Source organism: Luteibacter anthropi (genome assembly GCF_023699965.1).
GTDB lineage: Bacteria > Pseudomonadota > Gammaproteobacteria > Xanthomonadales > Rhodanobacteraceae > Luteibacter > Luteibacter anthropi.
The window spans coordinates 3406507-3423894 of sequence record NZ_CP077072.1; the positions used below are offsets into that span (position 1 = coordinate 3406507).

15 protein-coding genes are annotated in these 17388 nt (G+C 64.7%); 7 read left to right on the top strand and 8 right to left on the bottom strand.

Annotation, left to right across the window (positions count from 1 at the left end; translation table 11 throughout):
- Positions 1-4: 4 nt before the first annotated feature.
- The 5 genes from KR767_RS14790 to KR767_RS14810 form a co-directional block, all read right to left on the bottom strand.
- Entirely contained in the window at positions 5-184 is a 180-nt protein-coding gene (locus KR767_RS14790) for a hypothetical protein (RefSeq protein WP_166949253.1), read from the bottom strand.
- A 184-nt stretch (positions 185-368) separates the two neighbouring features.
- Positions 369-752 carry an immunity 22 family protein gene (locus KR767_RS14795; protein ID WP_250876806.1) on the bottom strand — a complete coding sequence of 128 codons (384 nt, stop codon included), beginning with the start codon at positions 750-752 and terminating at the stop codon, positions 369-371.
- Positions 753-922: 170 nt separating this feature from the next.
- A complete protein-coding gene (locus KR767_RS14800; protein WP_208392587.1) occupies positions 923-1126 on the bottom strand; it encodes a hypothetical protein in 204 nt (67 codons plus the stop codon).
- A 146-nt stretch (positions 1127-1272) separates the two neighbouring features.
- Positions 1273-1689 (bottom strand): HIT domain-containing protein, encoded by a 417-nt coding sequence (locus KR767_RS14805; protein ID WP_250876807.1) that lies wholly within the window; start codon positions 1687-1689, stop codon positions 1273-1275.
- Positions 1686-2366, bottom strand: coding sequence for a dienelactone hydrolase family protein (locus tag KR767_RS14810; RefSeq protein WP_250876808.1), 681 nt, complete (start codon positions 2364-2366; stop codon positions 1686-1688). The genes KR767_RS14805 and KR767_RS14810 overlap by 4 nt, the downstream gene beginning before the upstream one ends.
- Positions 2367-2491: 125 nt before the next feature.
- Between KR767_RS14810 and rimO the strand changes: the two genes are divergently transcribed.
- Complete coding sequence (gene rimO, locus KR767_RS14815; protein WP_250876809.1) at positions 2492-3814, top strand: 30S ribosomal protein S12 methylthiotransferase RimO; 1323 nt, start codon at positions 2492-2494, stop codon at positions 3812-3814.
- Positions 3815-3817: 3 nt separating this feature from the next.
- Positions 3818-4618, top strand: coding sequence for a DUF3025 domain-containing protein (locus KR767_RS14820; RefSeq protein ID WP_250876810.1), 801 nt, complete (start codon positions 3818-3820; stop codon positions 4616-4618).
- Between the two features lie 286 nt (positions 4619-4904).
- On the opposite strand, the gene typA is transcribed toward KR767_RS14820, so the two are convergent.
- Positions 4905-6752 carry a translational GTPase TypA gene (gene typA, locus KR767_RS14825; protein WP_250876811.1) on the bottom strand — a complete coding sequence of 616 codons (1848 nt, stop codon included), beginning with the start codon at positions 6750-6752 and terminating at the stop codon, positions 4905-4907.
- A 125-nt stretch (positions 6753-6877) separates the two neighbouring features.
- Positions 6878-9070, bottom strand: a complete 2193-nt coding sequence (locus KR767_RS14830) for a pilin (protein ID WP_250876812.1) — start codon at positions 9068-9070, stop codon at positions 6878-6880.
- A gap of 145 nt (positions 9071-9215) precedes the next feature.
- Here KR767_RS14830 and KR767_RS14835 point away from each other — a divergent pair, with 145 nt between their 5' ends.
- The 4 genes from KR767_RS14835 (at position 9216) to KR767_RS14850 (ending at position 14041) form a co-directional block, all read left to right on the top strand.
- Complete coding sequence (locus KR767_RS14835; protein ID WP_250876813.1) at positions 9216-10958, top strand: D-(-)-3-hydroxybutyrate oligomer hydrolase; 1743 nt, start codon at positions 9216-9218, stop codon at positions 10956-10958.
- 125 nt (positions 10959-11083) lie between these two features.
- Positions 11084-11590 (top strand): peptidylprolyl isomerase, encoded by a 507-nt coding sequence (locus KR767_RS14840; protein WP_250876814.1) that lies wholly within the window; start codon positions 11084-11086, stop codon positions 11588-11590.
- A gap of 227 nt (positions 11591-11817) precedes the next feature.
- Positions 11818-13017: a pyridoxal phosphate-dependent aminotransferase gene (locus KR767_RS14845; protein ID WP_166949603.1), complete on the top strand. Its 1200-nt coding sequence runs from the start codon at positions 11818-11820 to the stop codon at positions 13015-13017.
- Between the two features lie 37 nt (positions 13018-13054).
- On the top strand, positions 13055-14041 hold the full coding sequence (locus tag KR767_RS14850) for a malate dehydrogenase (RefSeq protein WP_166949605.1): 987 nt from the start codon (positions 13055-13057) through the stop codon (positions 14039-14041).
- A gap of 185 nt (positions 14042-14226) precedes the next feature.
- Here KR767_RS14850 and gnd read toward each other — a convergent pair whose 3' ends face one another.
- Positions 14227-15231: a phosphogluconate dehydrogenase (NAD(+)-dependent, decarboxylating) gene (gene gnd / locus KR767_RS14855; RefSeq protein ID WP_166949607.1), complete on the bottom strand. Its 1005-nt coding sequence runs from the start codon at positions 15229-15231 to the stop codon at positions 14227-14229.
- Positions 15232-15451: 220 nt separating this feature from the next.
- Here gnd and KR767_RS14860 point away from each other — a divergent pair, with 220 nt between their 5' ends.
- Positions 15452-17386, top strand: coding sequence for a M1 family metallopeptidase (locus KR767_RS14860; RefSeq protein ID WP_250876815.1), 1935 nt, complete (start codon positions 15452-15454; stop codon positions 17384-17386).
- Positions 17387-17388: the final 2 nt, after the last annotated feature.

The window sequence follows — 17388 nt, forward strand, 5'->3', positions numbered from 1 at the left end:
ATTGTCAGAAGATGAGTCCCATGAGCTTTACGAAGCCAACCGCAGCAGCAAACAGGCCGGCTGTGGCAACGAATGGATACCAGCGGGCTTCAGCGTTGATCTTCGCCGTTTCGGCCATCAGCTTTCCGATTTCGGCTCGGATTTTCTCTCGCTCGTCGCGGGTCATGGTCTGGGCGTCGGTCATCGGTTTTGTCCAAGCCTATCACTATCGAAGCGGCGAGTTGCCGGGAGTTGCTGCCTGCGAAGCAGCACTATCGCCACGATAGTGGCCGACTATTGCCGTGTCTTTCGGCCAATGGCTCGTGTGTCCGTAAGAGGCGTTAATCACGTCATTGCGCCAAAGCCGACAAAACGCAAAGTTCAGGCTGTCAGATGCTGTATCCGATGGCGCCGACGTACACGAGTTCGAATCCTTCATACGTCACTGAACGAGGCTGGGCTATCTGTTCGGTGTTGATGAAAAGCAGTGTGTTTGCATCATCCAGCCCCTTTGAGCGAGCGGCTTCGCACAGGGCCGCAGACCATTCCGAGGCATAGGAATGCGGTGCGAAGAATTCCTCAAGTGATGCCCCGGAAGAACGCTCGCCGGTCTCCATGAAGTCGTGATCGCAGAATCGCTCGCCCTGCGATGCATAGAAGGCGGAGATGGGCTCGTCGTCATCCCGGTCGTAGTGCTCGGCAAGAAATTCGTTGAATCGTGCCGTATCCGTTACGCGGCCAAGATAGAAGTGGGAGGTTTCCCGGGTGCGCATGCGATTCCCCGTCGCGATGATGCTGCATCGCCATCATCCATTTCATCCACAGCCCGTGTGGATAGTCGCTGCATAACATTGTGGATAACCCTCTCCGGGCCTTGTGCGGCAACGGCTCGGGTTGGTGTGGTCAATGTTTTACCAGCAGGGCGCGACGGATGACTCTGCGATTAGAGCAACTTCACGATGATCGCCGCGGCAACGCCCAGGGCGCTTACGACGATCGCTCCGAAGGCGACCGCTGGGTAGTACTTCTGCTCGGCCTGGATCTTTGAGGTTTCAGCGCTGATCTTCATGGTTTCTGCCATGAGCTTGCTGATGTTGGCGCTGATCTGAAGACGGTCGATGTCGCTCATGGTTCTGGCCTCGGCCATGGATGCGCTCCTAGGTTAGCACTGTTGGATCGGTCCGGTGCCGGGGTGACCCGACACCGGATGGCAGTTCCCGAGAGTACATTTCCGGCCGTGAAGTGGCTTTCGGCCGAATGCCTCGATCCCCGTAAGGATTAGGCCCGACAGATTCAGAGCGGAGCCAGCAGCGAGCGCAACGTCTTCAAGCATTCGTCCAGTGCGGTGTCCGCATGCGGCTCGGCCTTGCCGGAGCCCCACACGGGGCCGGGCCACGCAGCGTCGCCTTCCGTGCGGGCCACCACGTGCACATGCAACTGCCGGACGATATTGCCCAGTGCACCGATGTTGAGCTTGTCGCAGGGGGCGACGGCACGTAGCGCGGCGCCTGCCGCATCCACCTCGCGCCAGAGAGTGGCGCGATCGGACTCGGAAAGATCGGCAACCTCCACGAGTCCGGGCTTCCTCGGTACCAGCACCAGCCACGCAAAGCGCGCATCGCGCATCAGCAGCACGCGACACAGCGGCAGGTCGCCGACGACGACGGTGTCGCCGGCTAGCCTGGGGTCCAGGTCGAACGCCGTGTTCACGCGAGTTCGGTCTCGAAGAAGGTGCGGGTGCGTTCCCACGCGATCTTCGCGCTGGCTTCGTCATAGCTGGCGCGCACGTCGCAGTTGAAGCCATGGTCGGCCGGGTAGACCCAGGTATCCATTTCCGGCTTCAGTTCGCGATGCTTCTCGACCATCTCCGGGGGAATGGAGTGGTCGCGCTCGCCGAAGTGGAAAATGACATTGGCCTTGGCCTTCTCGGCCAGGAAGGGCACGTTGCGCGAACCGTAGTAGCTTGACGAGGGCAGGCCCAGGCGCAGGGCGGCAAGCAGGGCGACGGTGCCACCCCAGCAGTAACCCACCGTACCGACCTTCACCTTGAAGTGGTGGGCGAGGTACTTCGCTGCCACGTCCACATCCTGGGTGGGACGCAGCAGGCCGAGTTCGGAGATGTACTTCACGCCCCGGGTCATGCCTTCCTGGTCGTAGCCCAGCTCCACACCCTTCTGCACGGGGTCGAACAGGGCGGGTGCGATGGCGACGAACCCCTCGGCGGCGAAGCGGTCCGCCACGCTGCGGATATGGGCATTGACGCCGAAGATCTCCTGAATAACGACGATGCCACCGCGCACTTCCACGCCCTTGGGCGGTTCGGCGAGGTAGGCGTCCATGTGTTCGTGGTGGGGGCGAGAGGTGTCGAGGGAGAGGGTGTGGCCCATGGGGAATCTCCGGCGGGGTGAGAAAGCCTGAAGGTTACCCGGCTTCACGGGTGGTCGTCCCGCCTCGGCGGGGGGATGCCGGACCGGCTATAATGCGCGGTTTCCCCGCTCCGGTACCCACGGCAATGTCCCAGGCCGCTCAGACCCAGAAAATCGGCTTCGTCAGCCTTGGATGTCCAAAGGCTCTTGTCGATTCAGAACGCATCCTCACCCAGCTCAAGGTCGAGGGCTACGAGATCGTGCCGAGTTATGGCGCGGCCGATGCCGTGGTGGTGAATACCTGCGGCTTTATCGATTCCGCGGTGCAGGAGTCGCTCGACGCCATCGGCGAAGCGCTTCACGAGAACGGCAAGGTGATCGTCACCGGCTGCCTCGGCAAGCGCCAGGAGCTGATCCGCGAGAGCTACCCTGACGTGCTGGCCATTACCGGTCCGCAGGATTACGCCTCGGTGATGAGTGCCGTGCACAAGGCGCTGCCGCCGGCGCGTAACAAGTTCCTCGACCTGGTGCCGGACACGGGCGTCAAGCTCACGCCGAAGCACTATGCGTATCTCAAGATTTCCGAGGGCTGCAACCACCGTTGCAGCTTCTGCATCATTCCTTCCATGCGTGGCGATCTTGTCAGCCGCCCGGTCGATCAGGTGCTGATCGAGGCCGAGAAGCTGGTTAAGGGCGGTGTGAAGGAGCTGCTGGTGATCTCGCAGGATACCAGCGCTTACGGCGTGGACGTGCGTTACGCCGAGCGCGAGTGGCGGGGCAAGCAGTACCGTACGCGCATGACCGAGCTTTGCGAGGGTCTTTCCGAGCTGGGCGTGTGGACGCGTCTGCATTACGTCTACCCGTATCCGCATGTCGACGAAGTGATGCCGTTGATGGCGGAGGGCAAGATCCTTCCGTACCTCGACATCCCGTTCCAGCACGCCAGCCCGCGCATCCTCAAGTTGATGAAGCGCCCGGGCAACGTGGACAAGACGCTGGAGCGCATCCAGAACTGGCGTCGTTCCGTGCCGGATCTCACCATTCGCAGCACCTTCATCGTTGGTTTCCCGGGTGAGACGGATGCCGAGTTCAACGAGTTGCTCGATTTCCTTCGCGAGGCCGAGCTGGATCGCGTCGGTGCGTTCGCCTATTCGCCGGTGGATGGCGCCAAGGCCAACGAGCTGCCGGGCCAGATCGACGAAGAGCTGAAGGAAGATCGCCTGGAGCAGTTCATGGCGGTGCAGGCCGAGATCTCGGCGGCCAAGCTCCAGCGCAAGGTGGGCAAGACCATTCGTGTGCTCGTCGATGAGATCGATGCCGACGGTGCGTGGGGTCGCTCCAGTGCCGATGCGCCGGAAATCGACGGTGCCGTGCGCATCGATGACGGCCAGCTGCTGAAGCCTGGCCAGTTCGTCGACGTGGTGGTGGAAGAAGCCGACGCCCACGACCTCTACGGTCGCCTGGTCTGACCCATGCGGTACGTGGCGCCCACACGCGAGGCGCTGGATCGCAGCGTGCTCGCGGTACCGCCGCTGGCGTACTGGGATGAATTCAGGCCGTTCGTCGAAGGTGACGAATGGCCTGAGGTTTCCGCACTGAATGCGCTCTGGCCTGCGGGCGTGACGACGCGCTTCGTTACGCAGGATGCCACCTTGCTGGCGGATGGCCTGCATTACGAGGAGCGCATCGCGCAGCTCGGCGCCGTCGCAACGCGTGCCGCCAACTGGCATGACCTGTTCAATGCCTTCGTCTGGCTGCGCCATGGCGCGATCAAGCGTGCGCTCAACGCACGGCAGGTGAGCGAGATCGAACGCATGGGGCCCCGTGAACGTTCGCGGCCGCAGTGTGCGCTCACGCATTTCGACGAAGCCGGGATGATCGTCAGTCTTCGTGATCCGGCGATGCTGGAGGCGTGGAATCGGCATGACTGGTTCTGCCTGTTCCGGACGCATCGTGAGGCGTGGCTGTCGGGTGAGGCGCGTGTCGAGGTGTTCGGGCATGCGTTGCTGGAGCATGCGTTGACGCCGGAGAAATTGCTGGTGGGCAAGGCGTTGGTCGTCATGGGGGATGACGCTGCGGAAGTTTGCGCGAGGGCGATTGCTTCCGGGGCGGTGCTTAATGATCCGCAGGAATTGCGGCCGTTTCCGGTGTCGGGGGTGCCGGGGTGGCATGTGGATACCGATAGTGATGCGTTCTACTTCTCTGCGCCGTGTTTCCAGCCGCTGAGGGCGGGGCGCACATATCCCGCACCACTTGCCGGCATCTGCTGGTAACACCTGGGCCGTCATTCCTGCGAACGCAGGAATCCAGTGCGATGCAGTGGGTTTTCGCGATGGCGTGGCCTGCTTGGCTTCTTGAGTGCACATCGATGTGGCGTTCGGCCATGCTGGTGAACTGGGGCGCTGGGTTCCAGCGTTCGCTGGAACGACGGTGTCGGGGGTCCAAGGTGTCGGGGTTACCAAGGTGTCGCGGTTATCAAGGTGTCGGGGTTATCAGCTTGCGGACATAAAAAAACGCCGCTCTTTCGAGCGGCGTTTTTTATTGCATCGTCAGCGGAAATCAGCTGCCGCGCGATGCCTTCTTGCGGTCGGCTTCCGTCAGGTGCTTCTTGCGCATGCGGATTTCCTTCGGCGTGACTTCGACCAGCTCGTCGTCGTCGATGAAGTCCAGTGCCTGTTCCAGCGTGAACTTGGTGGCCGGGGTGAGCTGGATCGCGTCGTCCTTGCCGGAGGCGCGCATGTTGGTGAGCGGCTTCGGCTTGATCGCGTTGACGGTGAGGTCGTTGTCCTTCGCGTGGATACCGATCAGCTGGCCTTCGTACACCGAGTCGCCTTCGGCGGCGAACAGCTTGCCGCGTTCCTGGAGGGGTCCGAGCGAGTAGGCCGGGGTGTTGCCCGGGGCGTTCGCGATCATCACGCCGTTCTGGCGCTTGGCGATCGGAGCCGGGGTATACGGACCGTAGTGCTTGAACACGTGGAACAGCAGGCCCGAACCCTGGGTGAGGGTCTTGAACTGGTTCTGGAAGCCGATGAGGCCGCGAGCCGGGATTTCATACTCGAGGCGCACGCGACCCTGGCCGTCGGAGACCATGTTCTTCAGGTCGCCCTTGCGGATGCCGAGGCGCTCCATCACGCCGCCCTGGTGGACTTCTTCGATGTCGATCACGAGTTCTTCGATCGGCTCCATCTTCTGGCCGTCGATTTCCTTCAGGATGACTTCCGGACGCGACACGGCCAGCTCGTAGCCTTCGCGGCGCATGTTTTCGATCAGCACCGAGAGGTGCAGTTCGCCACGGCCCGAAACCAGGAACTTGTCGGCGTCGGAGCCGTCTTCGACGCGCAGGGCAACGTTGTGCACCTTCTCGCGGTCGAGGCGCTCACGCAGCTGGCGGCTGGTGAGGAACTTGCCGCCCGAGAGGTCCTTGTTGCCGACGAACGGCGAGTTGTTGACCTGGAAGGTCATGCTGATCATCGGCTCGTCGACGCTCAGCGCCGGCAGTGCTTCCGGCGTGTCGAGCGCGGTGACCGTATCGGAAATGGTCAGCTCGGGGATGCCCGAGATGGCGACGATGTCGCCGGCTTCGGCCGATTCCTGCTCGATGCGCTCGAGGCCGAGGAAGCCGAGCACCTGGACAACCTTGCCCTGGCGCTTCTTGCCTTCACGGTCGATCACGGCAACCGGCATGCCCTTCTTCAGGGTGCCGCGCTGGATGCGGCCGATGCCGATGACGCCGACGAAGTTGTTGTAGTCGAGCTGGCTGATGCGCATCTGGAAGGCGCCTTCCGGATCGACGTCAGGCTTCGGTGCGTGCTGCATGATCGCTTCGTACAGCGGGGTCATGTCGCCTTCGCGGGCATTCTCGTCGAGCGAGGCGTAGCCGTTGAGCGCCGAGGCGTAGACGATCGGGAATTCCATCTGCTCGTCGGTGGCGCCGAGCTTGGCGAAGAGGTCCCACACCTGCTCGACCACCCACTCAGGACGGGCGCCCGGACGATCGACCTTGTTGACCACGACGATCGGCTTGAAGCCCATCGCGAAGGCCTTCTGGGTGACGAAGCGCGTCTGCGGCATCGGGCCGTCCATCGCGTCGACCAGGATCAGCACGGTGTCGACCATCGACAGCACGCGCTCGACTTCGCCGCCGAAGTCGGCGTGTCCCGGGGTGTCGACGATGTTGATGCGGTTCTTGACGCCCTTCTTCTTGTCTTCCCAGGTGATGGCCGTGTTCTTGGCAAGGATCGTGATGCCACGCTCCTTTTCCTGGTCGTTCGAATCCATTACGCGCTCGGCGAGCACGGTACGCTCGTTCAGCGTGCCGGACTGCTTCAGAAGCTGGTCGACGAGGGTGGTTTTGCCATGGTCGACGTGAGCGACGATGGCGATGTTGCGCAGGAATTCGATCGACATGCGGTATGCGCCGGCGTGCAGCCGGATCGCCTCTTTGGTTTGGGAAGCCGCCGATTATAAAGGAATTTGGCGATTTTCGCATGACGGCCTGCGACTCCGTTCACGGAGCCGCAGGCCGCACCCATTCAGGGTTCCAGTACCGGGCCGCGGCAGGCGGCCGGAAGGTACTTCGGATCGATGCCGTCGCCTTCGCAGGCCCAGTCCACCCGGCCTTCTTCCACGCGGGGCGTGAGAACCAGCTGGCCCGAGTCCAGCTTCTGGTCGGCCTTGTGCGGCGGGGTGGCGTCCAGGGTGATCGTGATGGAGCCGCCCTGGCCGATCTCGACGGAGCCGGCGATATCGTTGCCGAGGGTTTCCGGCTTGCCCAGGCCCGCGGCGGCGTTGGTTGCCGGGAAGCGACCGGTGGCCAGGCGCTTCTTGCCAACGGCCTCCTTGACCGGATCGGCCGCGGCCAGTGCGAGGTTCACCTGGGCGCGCATCGTGTAGTTCTCGTACTGCGGGACGGCGATGGCTGCCAGGATGGCCGACGTCGCCGCGATGCTCATGGCGCCGCCGCTATCCACCAGCTCATAGGGCGTCTGCTGGTAGGTGAAGGACAGGGCGAGGGTGTCCTGGTCGGCCTCGATGGCCGTGCCCAGCACGCCCTTGTCGGGCAGGCCCAGCGTATGGGCCGAGGGCAGGGTGGCGATATCCGCCTCCGAGCCCGACATCGAGGCAAGGATCTGCAGGATCTGGATGTAGGTGTAGTAGGCGTCGCGCTGGGCGCCGTGCGTCGTGGCCGTGAAGCCGGCGAGGGTGCGGTTGCCCGGGTAGTGGCGGCTGGCGAGCCAGTCGGCCACGGACGTATCCGGCTTGGCGGCCGCGCGGTCGGATAGCGCCTGCGGCACGCCCGCCATCACGATCCAGTCGCCGTCTTCCAGCCACCACGACTTGCCACCCATGCGACCGATCAGCTCGGCCAGCGGTTTCATCGATGGTGTCGCATCGGCAGGCAGGACGTCGCTGCCCTGGGGCGGCGCCGTCACCCAGTGGACCTCGGTGCCGTCAATCTTTGAGGTGCCGGTTTTCCAGCCGCGCGGGCCCATCGCCGCCATGTGGTCGCGCCAGGCTTTCATGTCGCGGGTACGCAGGGCGTAGAAGGTGCCGGCGTCGTCGGCGAACACGACCAGCTCGGGTCCGAACCACTTGAAGTAATCGGCCAGCGCGGCCCCGTAACGGTCCTGCATCCGCTTGTCGAGCGCATGGAATTTACCGGCGGCGTCGCTGCCGAAGTCCAGGTTCAGGTTGTCCTCGAAGCGCTTGTAGGCCTCTGGGCCAGGCACGGCGAAGGTCAGCACCCAGCGTGGCTCGCCCGCGGTCTTGATCGACGGGGCGAACGAGGCCGGTGCAAGGTATTGCAGGGCGCGGGCCTGCGGTGCGTGGACGATGAGACGGATCTGGCCCAGTCCGTCGACGCTGCCGGCGCCGAAGGCAATGGCGTCGGCCTTGCTGGCAAAGTCGGCCGGCAGGCGGCCGAGCGGGTTGTCGCCGGCCTGTGCGGCGGCAACGGCGCCGACGCCGCGCACGGTCACCCAGCCGAACAAGCCTTCGCCGGAGGTGTCGATGCGCGATTCAAGCTCGCCCAGCGTGGCAGGCGCGTCCTTCGTGCCCGCGTTGCCGAAGCTGGCGATCAGCTCGTCGAGCTTTGCCGCGTCGCTGGGTTCCTTGGTGGCCTGGGTCACCCACAGGCGGCGTGTCTTCACGTCGTAGCGCACGGCGCCGCCGCTGGACAGCGTGCCGTTGCCCTGGGCGTCCAGCGGCGCTGCAAGGATCGGCGTGGTGGTGGATAGCGTGGCCAGTCGTGCGTTGACGGCATCGACGCTCGGCTGGGCCAATACCGCGGTGACGACCACGCGCGAGGCTGGCGAGGGAATGCCGACGGGGTCGATCAGTGCCACCTCCACGGGAGAGCGCAGGTCGTCCAGCAGCAGGCCGAGCACGGGGGCGATCTTCAGGTCAGCGAGAATCTTGTCCCGGGCGATGCTCTCGCGCAGTTTCGCAACCAGGTCCAGGTGTGCCTTGGTGGACAACGCAGCGTCGAGCGCGCGCCCCGTCGGCACGCCACCCAGCATCACCCATGGCGAGGGGATGCGCACATAGGACACGGTCTGGGCCGGAAGGTGCTGGCGCAGCCAGGCCGGTGCCGAGATGTCGGCCTGTGCCGCGGCCACCGCCTTCGGGTCGGCGGTGGGTGTGTTGTTGCCATCCTTGTGACAGGCGGTCAGTCCCAGGGCCGCGACGATGGCGGCGGACAGCAGGACGGTACGGCGGGCAGTCATTGCTCTGTATCCCCTAGATTCATCCGGCTCCTGCCGGGCGCGGGGAGGATAGCAGTGCGTTCTCAAGCGGGCGTGTACGCGGATCACGACTTGCCATGTCCGGTGTGCGTCGCGCATCTTCGCAGGGTTGTCAGCAGGAATCCCCATGGAAGCCCCCGACGTATCCGGCGACATCCTTCAAACCATGCACCGTCACGACGACGACCTGCTCAGCGCCGGTCTCGGTCTGCGCGGGCTTGCCGGTACGCTGGCGCCCTTCGCGAACCCTGGTAGCCCCACCCCCGCCGAACTGCGTCGTCGTGCGATCCAGTCGAGCTGGAAGGGCATTGCCGATCTGGGGCGACTGGGTGGTTTCGGTAGCGTCTATGGTGCCGCGCCCGCCGTACCGGGGCGCGAATACACGGCGTTTGCCCGCATCGCCGGGGCGCACTCGACGCATCGAGTGCTTGTGCAGGTGCCGGACGCATTCGACCGGTCGAAGCGTTGCCTTGTCGTCACGGCTTCCTCCGGTTCGCGAGGTATTTACGGTGCCATTGCGCTGGCGGGTGGCTGGGGGCTGCCGAAGGGTTGCGCCGTGGCCTATACGGATAAAGGCGCTGGCGCAGGGTATTTCGATACGGCAGACGGTACCGGCGTGGCGTTGGACGGTATGCGTCGGCGAGCGGGCGAAGCCGAGCTGGAGTTCGAGCCGGCATCGCCACCCGCCGATGCCGGCATCGGCGTGAAGCACGCGCACTCCGGGGATCATCCGGAAGCCGACTGGGGGCGGCAGGTACTCCAGGCGGCGCGTTTCGGGCTTGCCATGCTGGATCGCGCCTTTCCCGACGACGCCCCGTTTACCGCAGCGAACACCACGATCATCGCCACCGGCCTGTCCAATGGTGGCGGCGCGGTGCTGCGTGCGGCGGGCGACGATGTGGACGGTCTGCTCGATGCCGTGGTGGCGCTTGAGCCCAACGTACACGTGCCGGGGCAGGGGCGGCCTTTTTTCGACTATGGAACGGAGGCGGGCCTGTGGATGCCTGCGGCCATGGCCTCGTCGCGCTTCGATGATCTGCCATTTGCCCGGGCTGGCGTGGTCCAGCCTCCGGCATGGGCCGTGCGGGCGGCATCCCTGCGCGCGCACGGGAAAATGTCGGGCCTGTTGCCCTCGCGACTGGCCGACGAGGCCCTGGATCGCCTGATGGAACGTGGTTGGCGCGAAGAGGCTTTCGCAGCGGCGGCGTCTTCCACGGCGCTGGATCTGTGGCGGATCATTTCGGTGCCCTATGCGTCGTCTTACCTGCGCCGGGCCCTGGGCGACATGCCGCTGGGCTTTGCCTACCGGGCGCCGCCCGGCCTGCCGGGCGCGGCAGCCATCCGGGCGGCGTGGTGGTCGGATGGCGCGGGACTACCGCCCGGGCCGGGCATCGTGCTCGACGGTGGCACGGATGTCTCCCTGGACCCCGTTCTGCCCGGCCAGATGGCCTTGCGCCATCTGTGGGAGGGGCAGGGGGACGATGCCGTCATGCTGAAGGCGGCCGTGGCGGAAACGGCCGTGGCGATGCCGTGCGAAGACCTGCCGATATGCGTCGTGCACGGGGCAGCGGATGGCCTGATTCCGGCCGCGTTCGCTTCCGACCCCTACGTGCGCTGGTTGCGGGCGGCGGGACGGGCACCGGTGTACTGGCGAGTGCCCCATGCCCAGCACTTCGACGCGTTCCTGTCGTTTCCCGATTTCGGTGATCGCTTCGTGCCCCTGCTGCCTTATGGCTACGCTGCGTTGGACCGGGTCTGGGCGCATGTTGCACAGGGCCGGGCCTTGCCGGAGGATGCGGCGGTGCGCGATGCAAGGCCCCGTGGCCCCGGCCCACTGACCCCCGGCGCCCTGGCTTTGCCGCCCGCATGAAGGTTTCATCACATTTGCTTGCTTGAAGTCTTGGGTCCGGACCGCCATCTTCGGTAGCCTTTGCAGTCCCCCGCGTCGGCCATGGTCGTGGCCGACAGGATTTTCAACGAGTTACAGGAACCGCGATGACCATCAACGTCACCATGAAGACCAACAAGGGCGATATCCACCTGCGCCTGCACGACGACAAGACCCCGGTGACGGTGGCGAGCTTCGTCAACCTGGCCAAGCGTGGCTATTACGACGGCCTGTCGTTCCATCGCGTCATCGCCGACTTCATGATCCAGGGCGGCTGCCCCGAGGGTTCGGGTCGTGGTGGTCCGGGCTACCGTTTCGTTGACGAGTTCGACGCCAGCCTCAAGCACGACAAGCCGGGCATCCTGTCCATGGCCAACGCCGGCCCGGGCACCAACGGTTCGCAGTTCTTCATCACCCACGGCCCCACCCCGTGGCTCGACGGCAAGCACAGCGTGTTCGGCGAGATCGTGGGTCCGGAAGACAAGGCCGTGGTCGATGCCATTCGCCAGGAAGACACCATCGAGAAGGTGATCGTCGAAGGCGACGTCGATGCGCTGCTTGAAAAGCAGGCTGCCCACGTGGCCAAGTGGAACGAAGTGCTCGACGCGCGCTGATCCTTCCGCCGCTTGCGAGGCAAGAAAACGCCGCCCCCGGGCGGCGTTTTCGTTTATCCAGGGCATGCCCGCTTCTGTAGGAGCGCGCCTTGCGCGCGACCGGATGTGCCGCAGCGCATGGAATGTTCCCGCCAACCCGGTCGCGCGCAAGGCGCGCTCCTACAGGGGTGGCGATGTGCGTGCTAAAATGGGGACCTTTGCTTCATCCCCCACAAGCCGAGGAACCGATGCCGAAGCTCGCCACGCGTATGGGCCGCGCCAAGCCCAGTGCGATCATGGTCATTGCCGAAAAGGCCAAGCGCCTGAAAGCGGAGGGCCGCGATATCGTCAGCTTCTCCATCGGCGTCCCCAACTTCCTTCCCGGCGAGCACGTCTACGCCGCCGCCCGCGAGGCCCTGGAGAAAGACTCCGGCCAGTACGGCAGCAACCGCGGAGCCGATGCGCTGCTGGATGCCTTCCTGAAGCACATCGAGGCACTGGGTCTCACCGGCTACGGCCGTGAAAACATCAGCACCGGGGTAGGCGCCAAGCAGATCCTCTACAACCTGGCCGAGGCCATGCTCGACGAAGGCGATGAAATCGTCTTCCCGGCACCGTACTGGACCAGCTACCTCGACATCGCCGAGATCGTCGGCGCGAAGATCAACATCCTGCCGTGCCCGCCCGAGCAGCACTACAAGCTCATGCCGGCGCAGCTCGAAGAGGCCCTCAAGCGCAAGCCGCGCGTGTTCCTCTTCAACAATCCGTCCAATCCCACCGGCATGGTCTACACGCGCGATGAAATCGCCGCGCTGGCCGATGTGCTCGTGAAGTATCCAGATACGTGGATCATCACCGACGACATCTACAACACCATGGTGTTCGACGGAGTGGGTTACCACAATTTCGTGCAGCTTCGTCCTGAACTGCGCGATCGCACGGTGTTCACCGATTCGCTGTCGAAGACCTACGGCATGCCGAGCTGGCGCGTGGGCTTCATCGCTGCGCCGGCCGAAGTGGCCAAGGCGGTCACCACGCTCAATTCCAACCACATCACCAGCCTGCCCGAAGTGGCCACGGCCGCGGCCATCGCCGCGCTGTCGGGTCCGCAGGATATTCCGGCGAAGATGTGCAAGGAGTTCGCGGCCAAGCGCGATCGCGTCTACGACGCACTGGTGTCCATCCCGGGCGTGGTCTGCCCGCGTCCGCAGGGTGCCTTCTACGCGTTCCCCGATATTTCCGTCGCCTTCGGCAAGAAGCACAACGGCGTGGAAATAACGGACGACGTCACCTTCTGCGCCGCGCTGCTCGAAGCCAAGGGCGTGGCCTGCGTGCCGGGTTCGGCCTTCGGCGAGCCGCGCTCGCTGCGCATTTCCTATTCCTGCCCGGACGAGGCGCTCGACAAGGGCATGGCCCGCATCGTCGAGTTCTTCGCCGAGCTTTCCTGATCGTCAGTCCACAGCGATATCCCCGAGGAGTCGAAAGATGAAAGCACCCGTTCGCGTTGCCGTGACCGGCGCAGCCGGCCAGATCGGCTATGCCCTCCTGTTTCGTATCGCCGCCGGCGACATGCTGGGTCCCGACCAGCCGGTCATCCTGCACCTGCTCGAAATCACCCCGGCGCTGCCGGCCCTCCAGGGCGTGGTGATGGAGCTCAACGATTGCGCGTTCCCCACCCTCGCTGGCGTGGTCGCCACCGATGACGTCAACGTCGCCTTCAAGGACGTCGATTACGCCCTGCTCGTCGGCGCGCGTCCGCGCGGCCCGGGCATGGAGCGCAAGGATCTCCTCGAAGCCAACGGCGCCATCTTCGGTCCGCAGGGCAAGGCCCTCAACGACCACGCCAAGCGCGACGTGCGCGTGCTGGTGGTCGGCAATCCGGCCAACACCAACGCCCTCATTGCCCAGCAGAATGCCCCGGACCTCGATCCGAAGTGCTTCACCGCGATGGTCCGTCTCGACCACAACCGCGCGCTGTCGCAGCTGGCCGAGAAGACCGGCACGCACTCCACCGACATCAAGAAGCTCACCATCTGGGGCAACCACAGCTCCACCCAGTACCCGGACCTGCACACCACCACGGTGAAGGGCAAGCCGGCGCTGGAGCAGGTCGAGCAGAGCTGGTACGAAGGCGACTTCATCCCGACGGTGCAGCAGCGTGGCGCGGCCATCATCAAGGCCCGTGGCGCTTCGTCGGCCGCGTCGGCTGCGTCGGCCGCCATCGACCACATGCGCGACTGGACCCTGGGTACGGGCGAGGGCGACTGGGTCTCGATGGGCATCCCGTCGGACGGTTCGTACGGCATCGAGCCGGGCGTGATCTTCGGCTACCCGGTGACGGTCAAGGATGGCAAGTACGCCATCGTGCAGGGCCTGGAGATCAACGCGTTCTCGCAGGCACGCATCGACGCCACCAACAAGGAACTGCGCGAAGAGCGCGCCGGTGTCGAGCACCTGTTTGCCAAGAAGTAATTCTTCGCAGGTGTAATGAAAAAGGCCGCATCTCACGATGCGGCCTTTTTTTTGTTTTTTGTAGGAGCGCGCCTTGCGCGCGACCGGCGTGACATTACCTACTTTGCTTCTGTAGGAGCGCGCTTGCGCGCGACCGGAGGTGACGATGCATCCGGTCGCGCGCAAGGCGCGCTCCTACAGTGACATCAGGAGTGCTCGCCTTCCTTCGGCGGGGTGCCACGGCCTTCGATGTGTCCACCGAAGCCCATGCGCATCGCGGAGAGCAGGCGCTCGGCGTAGGTGTGATCCTGGCGCGAGCGGAAGCGGGCGAAGAGGGCGGAGGTGAGCACTTCGGCCGGCACGGCTTCCTCGATGGCGGCGTTCACCGTCCAGCGGCCTTCGCCGGAGTCGTTGACGAAGCCGGAGTAGTTGTCCAGTTCCGGACCCTTGGCCAGGGCGGATGCCGTGAGGTCGAGCAGCCACGACGACACCACGCTGCCGCGACGCCACACTTCGGCGATGTCGGCCATGTCGAGGCTGTAGCGCTCGCGTTCCGGCAGCTGCGTGCCATTGCGGTTCTTCAGGATGTCGAAGCCTTCGGCGAACGACTGCATCATGCCGTACTCGATACCGTTGTGGATCATCTTGACGAAGTGACCCGCACCGGCCGGGCCGGCATGCATGTAGCCGTTCTCGACGCGCGGATCGCGGCCTTCGCGGCCTTCGGTGCGCGGGATGTCACCAGCGCCCGGGGCGAGGGTCTTGAAGATGGGATCAAGGTAGTCGACCGTGGGCTTGTCGCCGCCGATCATCATGCAGTAGCCGCGATCCAGGCCCCACACGCCGCCGGAGGTGCCGACGTCGACGTAATGCTGGCCCTTGGCAGCCAGTTCCTCGGCGCGACGGGCGTCGTCCTTGTAGAAGGTGTTGCCGCCGTCGATGATGATGTCGTCCTTGCCCAGCAGGCCGGACAGGGTCTGGATGGTGTTTTCCGTGATCTCGCCAGCCGGCAGCATCACCCAGACGACCTTGGGCGAGGGCAGTGCCTTGACCAGTCCTTCGAGCGACTCGACAGCTTCGCCGCCGTCCTTCGCCAGTGCGGCGCGTGCGTCAGCGTTGTTGTCGTAGACGACGGTCTGGTGACCGTCCCTCATGAGGCGGCGGGCGATGTTGCCGCCCATGCGGCCCAGACCGATCAAACCGATTTTCATGCGTGGGGTCCTCGATGGATTCAACGGGGGGAATATGCGGCTTGCGGGGTGGTATGCAAGCCATAGGCGGGATTATCGCTCCAATCGCGCATGGATCGGAAAAATATCGAGCCCTTGTACAGGAGCTGGGGCGAAAATTTCGTCATGCTCCCTGACTTCCGGCACAGTAGGCGCTTCCGGCATGACGGGTACGCTGGGGTGTCGTCTACAGGGTGTCCCCATGAAAACCGCAGTCCGCCTCTCCCTCGCCGCTCTTGCCATCGCGGGGGCGCTCGGCGCCTCGGCCGCGACCTACGACCCGCGCGAGACCTTCGCCCCCTTCGCCTGGCCGCAGCCGGTCACGGCCTATCGCTCCGGCAGCGGCATGCCGGGCCCGCTTTACTGGCAGAACCATGCCGACTACGACCTGGCCGCCACCCTCGACCCGGTGAAGAACACGCTGGTAGGCAAGGCCACCATCCGCTACACCAACAACAGCCCCGATGCGCTCGACGTGCTGTGGCTGCAGATGGACGAGAACCGCTTCACCGCCGACGCGCGCGGCAACTTCACCTCGGGCAAGAAGATGCCCACCCGGCACACCGATGGCTATCGCATCGCCACCGTCACGGTGGAGCAGGGCGGCAAGGTGGAGAAAGCCAGCTATGTCGTCTCCGATACGCGCATGCAGGTGCGCCTGCCGCAGCCATTGGCAGCACATGGCGGCAAGCTGTCGGTCACCATCGCATATTCCTACGACCTGCCCGGTGACTTCGGCGGCCGTACGGGCTTTGCGCCGTCGAAGAACGGCAACATCTACGAGATGGCACAGTGGTATCCGCGTATGTGCGTCTACGACGATCTGCGTGGCTGGGACACGGCGCCCTACCTCAACAGCGAGTTCTACCTCGAATACGGCGACTTCGACTACGCGATCACCGTGCCCTCGGACATGATCGTCGCCGGCTCCGGTGAGCTGGTGAATCCGCAGGACGTGCTCACGACCACCCAGCAGCAGCGCCTGGCGAAGGCGCGCGACAGCGATGCCACGGTGATGATCCGCACGCCCGCCGAGGTCACCGACCCGGCCAGCCGTCCGAAGCGTGGTGGCACGCTCACCTGGAAGTTCCGCATGAAGAACACGCGCGACGTGGCCTTCGGCGCATCCACTGCCTATGTGTGGGATGCCGCACGCATCAACCTGCCCGAAGGTCGCAAGGCCCTGGCCATGTCGGTCTATCCGGTGGAAAGCTCGGGCAAGGAGTCGTGGAGCCGTTCCACGGAATACATGAAGGCCTCCGTGGAGCACTTCTCCGCGAAGTGGTACCCGTATCCGTATCCGGTGGCAGTGAACGAGGGCGGCTCCGCCGCCAGCGGCATGGAGTATCCGGGCCTGGTCTTCGACCCCATGGAAGCTTCGCCCAATGAGCTGCACATGGTCACGGCCCACGAGATCGGCCACACCTGGTTCCCGATGATCGTGGGCACCAACGAGCGCCGTGACGCCTGGATGGACGAGGGCTTCAACACCTTCATCGACGTGTACGAGGCCGATGCGTTCAACCGTGGCGAGTTCGCCCCCAAGCGTGACGGTGAATACGCACCCAAGGGCGGCAACCCGGTCGACGAGATCCTGCCGCTGCTGGCCGACTCCGAGGCGCCGCCGCTGCTGATGGGTGCGGACATGGTCAAGGAGAAGTACCGCCACCCGGCCACCTACTTCAAGTCGGCCCTGGGCCTGGTATTGCTGCGCGAGGAAATCATCGGGCCGGAGCGCTTCGACCCGGCCTTCCGCAAGTACATCGCCACCTGGGCCTACAAGCACCCGACGCCGTCCGACTTTTTCCGCCTGATGGAGAGCGAGGCGGGCGAGGACCTGTCCTGGTTCTGGCGCGGCTGGTATGCCAACAACTGGCAGCTGGACATGGCCGTGACGGGGGTGGACGGCAACACCGTGACCATCGAGAATCGCGACCAACTGGTGATGCCGGCCACGCTGCGGGTAACCTTCGACGACAAGAGCACCCGCGACGTCCGCATCCCCGTGGAAACTTGGCAGCAGCACACCTCGTTCGGCGTGGTGGTGCCGGGCAAGGGGCGCATCGTCGCCGCCACCATCGACCCCGACCATCGCATCCCCGATCGCGACCGTTCCAACGACACCTGGCCCCGCTGATA

What these genes read in the sequence shown, in the direction of transcription:
- KR767_RS14790 (WP_166949253.1), bottom strand. Translation starts at nt 184, where the DNA reads ATGACCGACGCCCAGACCATGACCCGCGACGAGCGAGAGAAAATCCGA.
- KR767_RS14795 (WP_250876806.1), bottom strand. Translation starts at nt 752, where the DNA reads ATGCGCACCCGGGAAACCTCCCACTTCTATCTTGGCCGCGTAACGGAT.
- KR767_RS14800 (WP_208392587.1), bottom strand. Translation starts at nt 1,126, where the DNA reads ATGGCCGAGGCCAGAACCATGAGCGACATCGACCGTCTTCAGATCAGC.
- KR767_RS14810 (WP_250876808.1), bottom strand. Translation starts at nt 2,366, where the DNA reads ATGGGCCACACCCTCTCCCTCGACACCTCTCGCCCCCACCACGAACAC.
- rimO (WP_250876809.1), top strand. Translation starts at nt 2,492, where the DNA reads ATGTCCCAGGCCGCTCAGACCCAGAAAATCGGCTTCGTCAGCCTTGGA.
- KR767_RS14820 (WP_250876810.1), top strand. Translation starts at nt 3,818, where the DNA reads ATGCGGTACGTGGCGCCCACACGCGAGGCGCTGGATCGCAGCGTGCTC.
- typA (WP_250876811.1), bottom strand. Translation starts at nt 6,752, where the DNA reads ATGTCGATCGAATTCCTGCGCAACATCGCCATCGTCGCTCACGTCGAC.
- KR767_RS14830 (WP_250876812.1), bottom strand. Translation starts at nt 9,070, where the DNA reads ATGACTGCCCGCCGTACCGTCCTGCTGTCCGCCGCCATCGTCGCGGCC.
- KR767_RS14835 (WP_250876813.1), top strand. Translation starts at nt 9,216, where the DNA reads ATGGAAGCCCCCGACGTATCCGGCGACATCCTTCAAACCATGCACCGT.
- KR767_RS14840 (WP_250876814.1), top strand. Translation starts at nt 11,084, where the DNA reads ATGACCATCAACGTCACCATGAAGACCAACAAGGGCGATATCCACCTG.
- KR767_RS14845 (WP_166949603.1), top strand. Translation starts at nt 11,818, where the DNA reads ATGCCGAAGCTCGCCACGCGTATGGGCCGCGCCAAGCCCAGTGCGATC.
- KR767_RS14850 (WP_166949605.1), top strand. Translation starts at nt 13,055, where the DNA reads ATGAAAGCACCCGTTCGCGTTGCCGTGACCGGCGCAGCCGGCCAGATC.
- gnd (WP_166949607.1), bottom strand. Translation starts at nt 15,231, where the DNA reads ATGAAAATCGGTTTGATCGGTCTGGGCCGCATGGGCGGCAACATCGCC.
- KR767_RS14860 (WP_250876815.1), top strand. Translation starts at nt 15,452, where the DNA reads ATGAAAACCGCAGTCCGCCTCTCCCTCGCCGCTCTTGCCATCGCGGGG.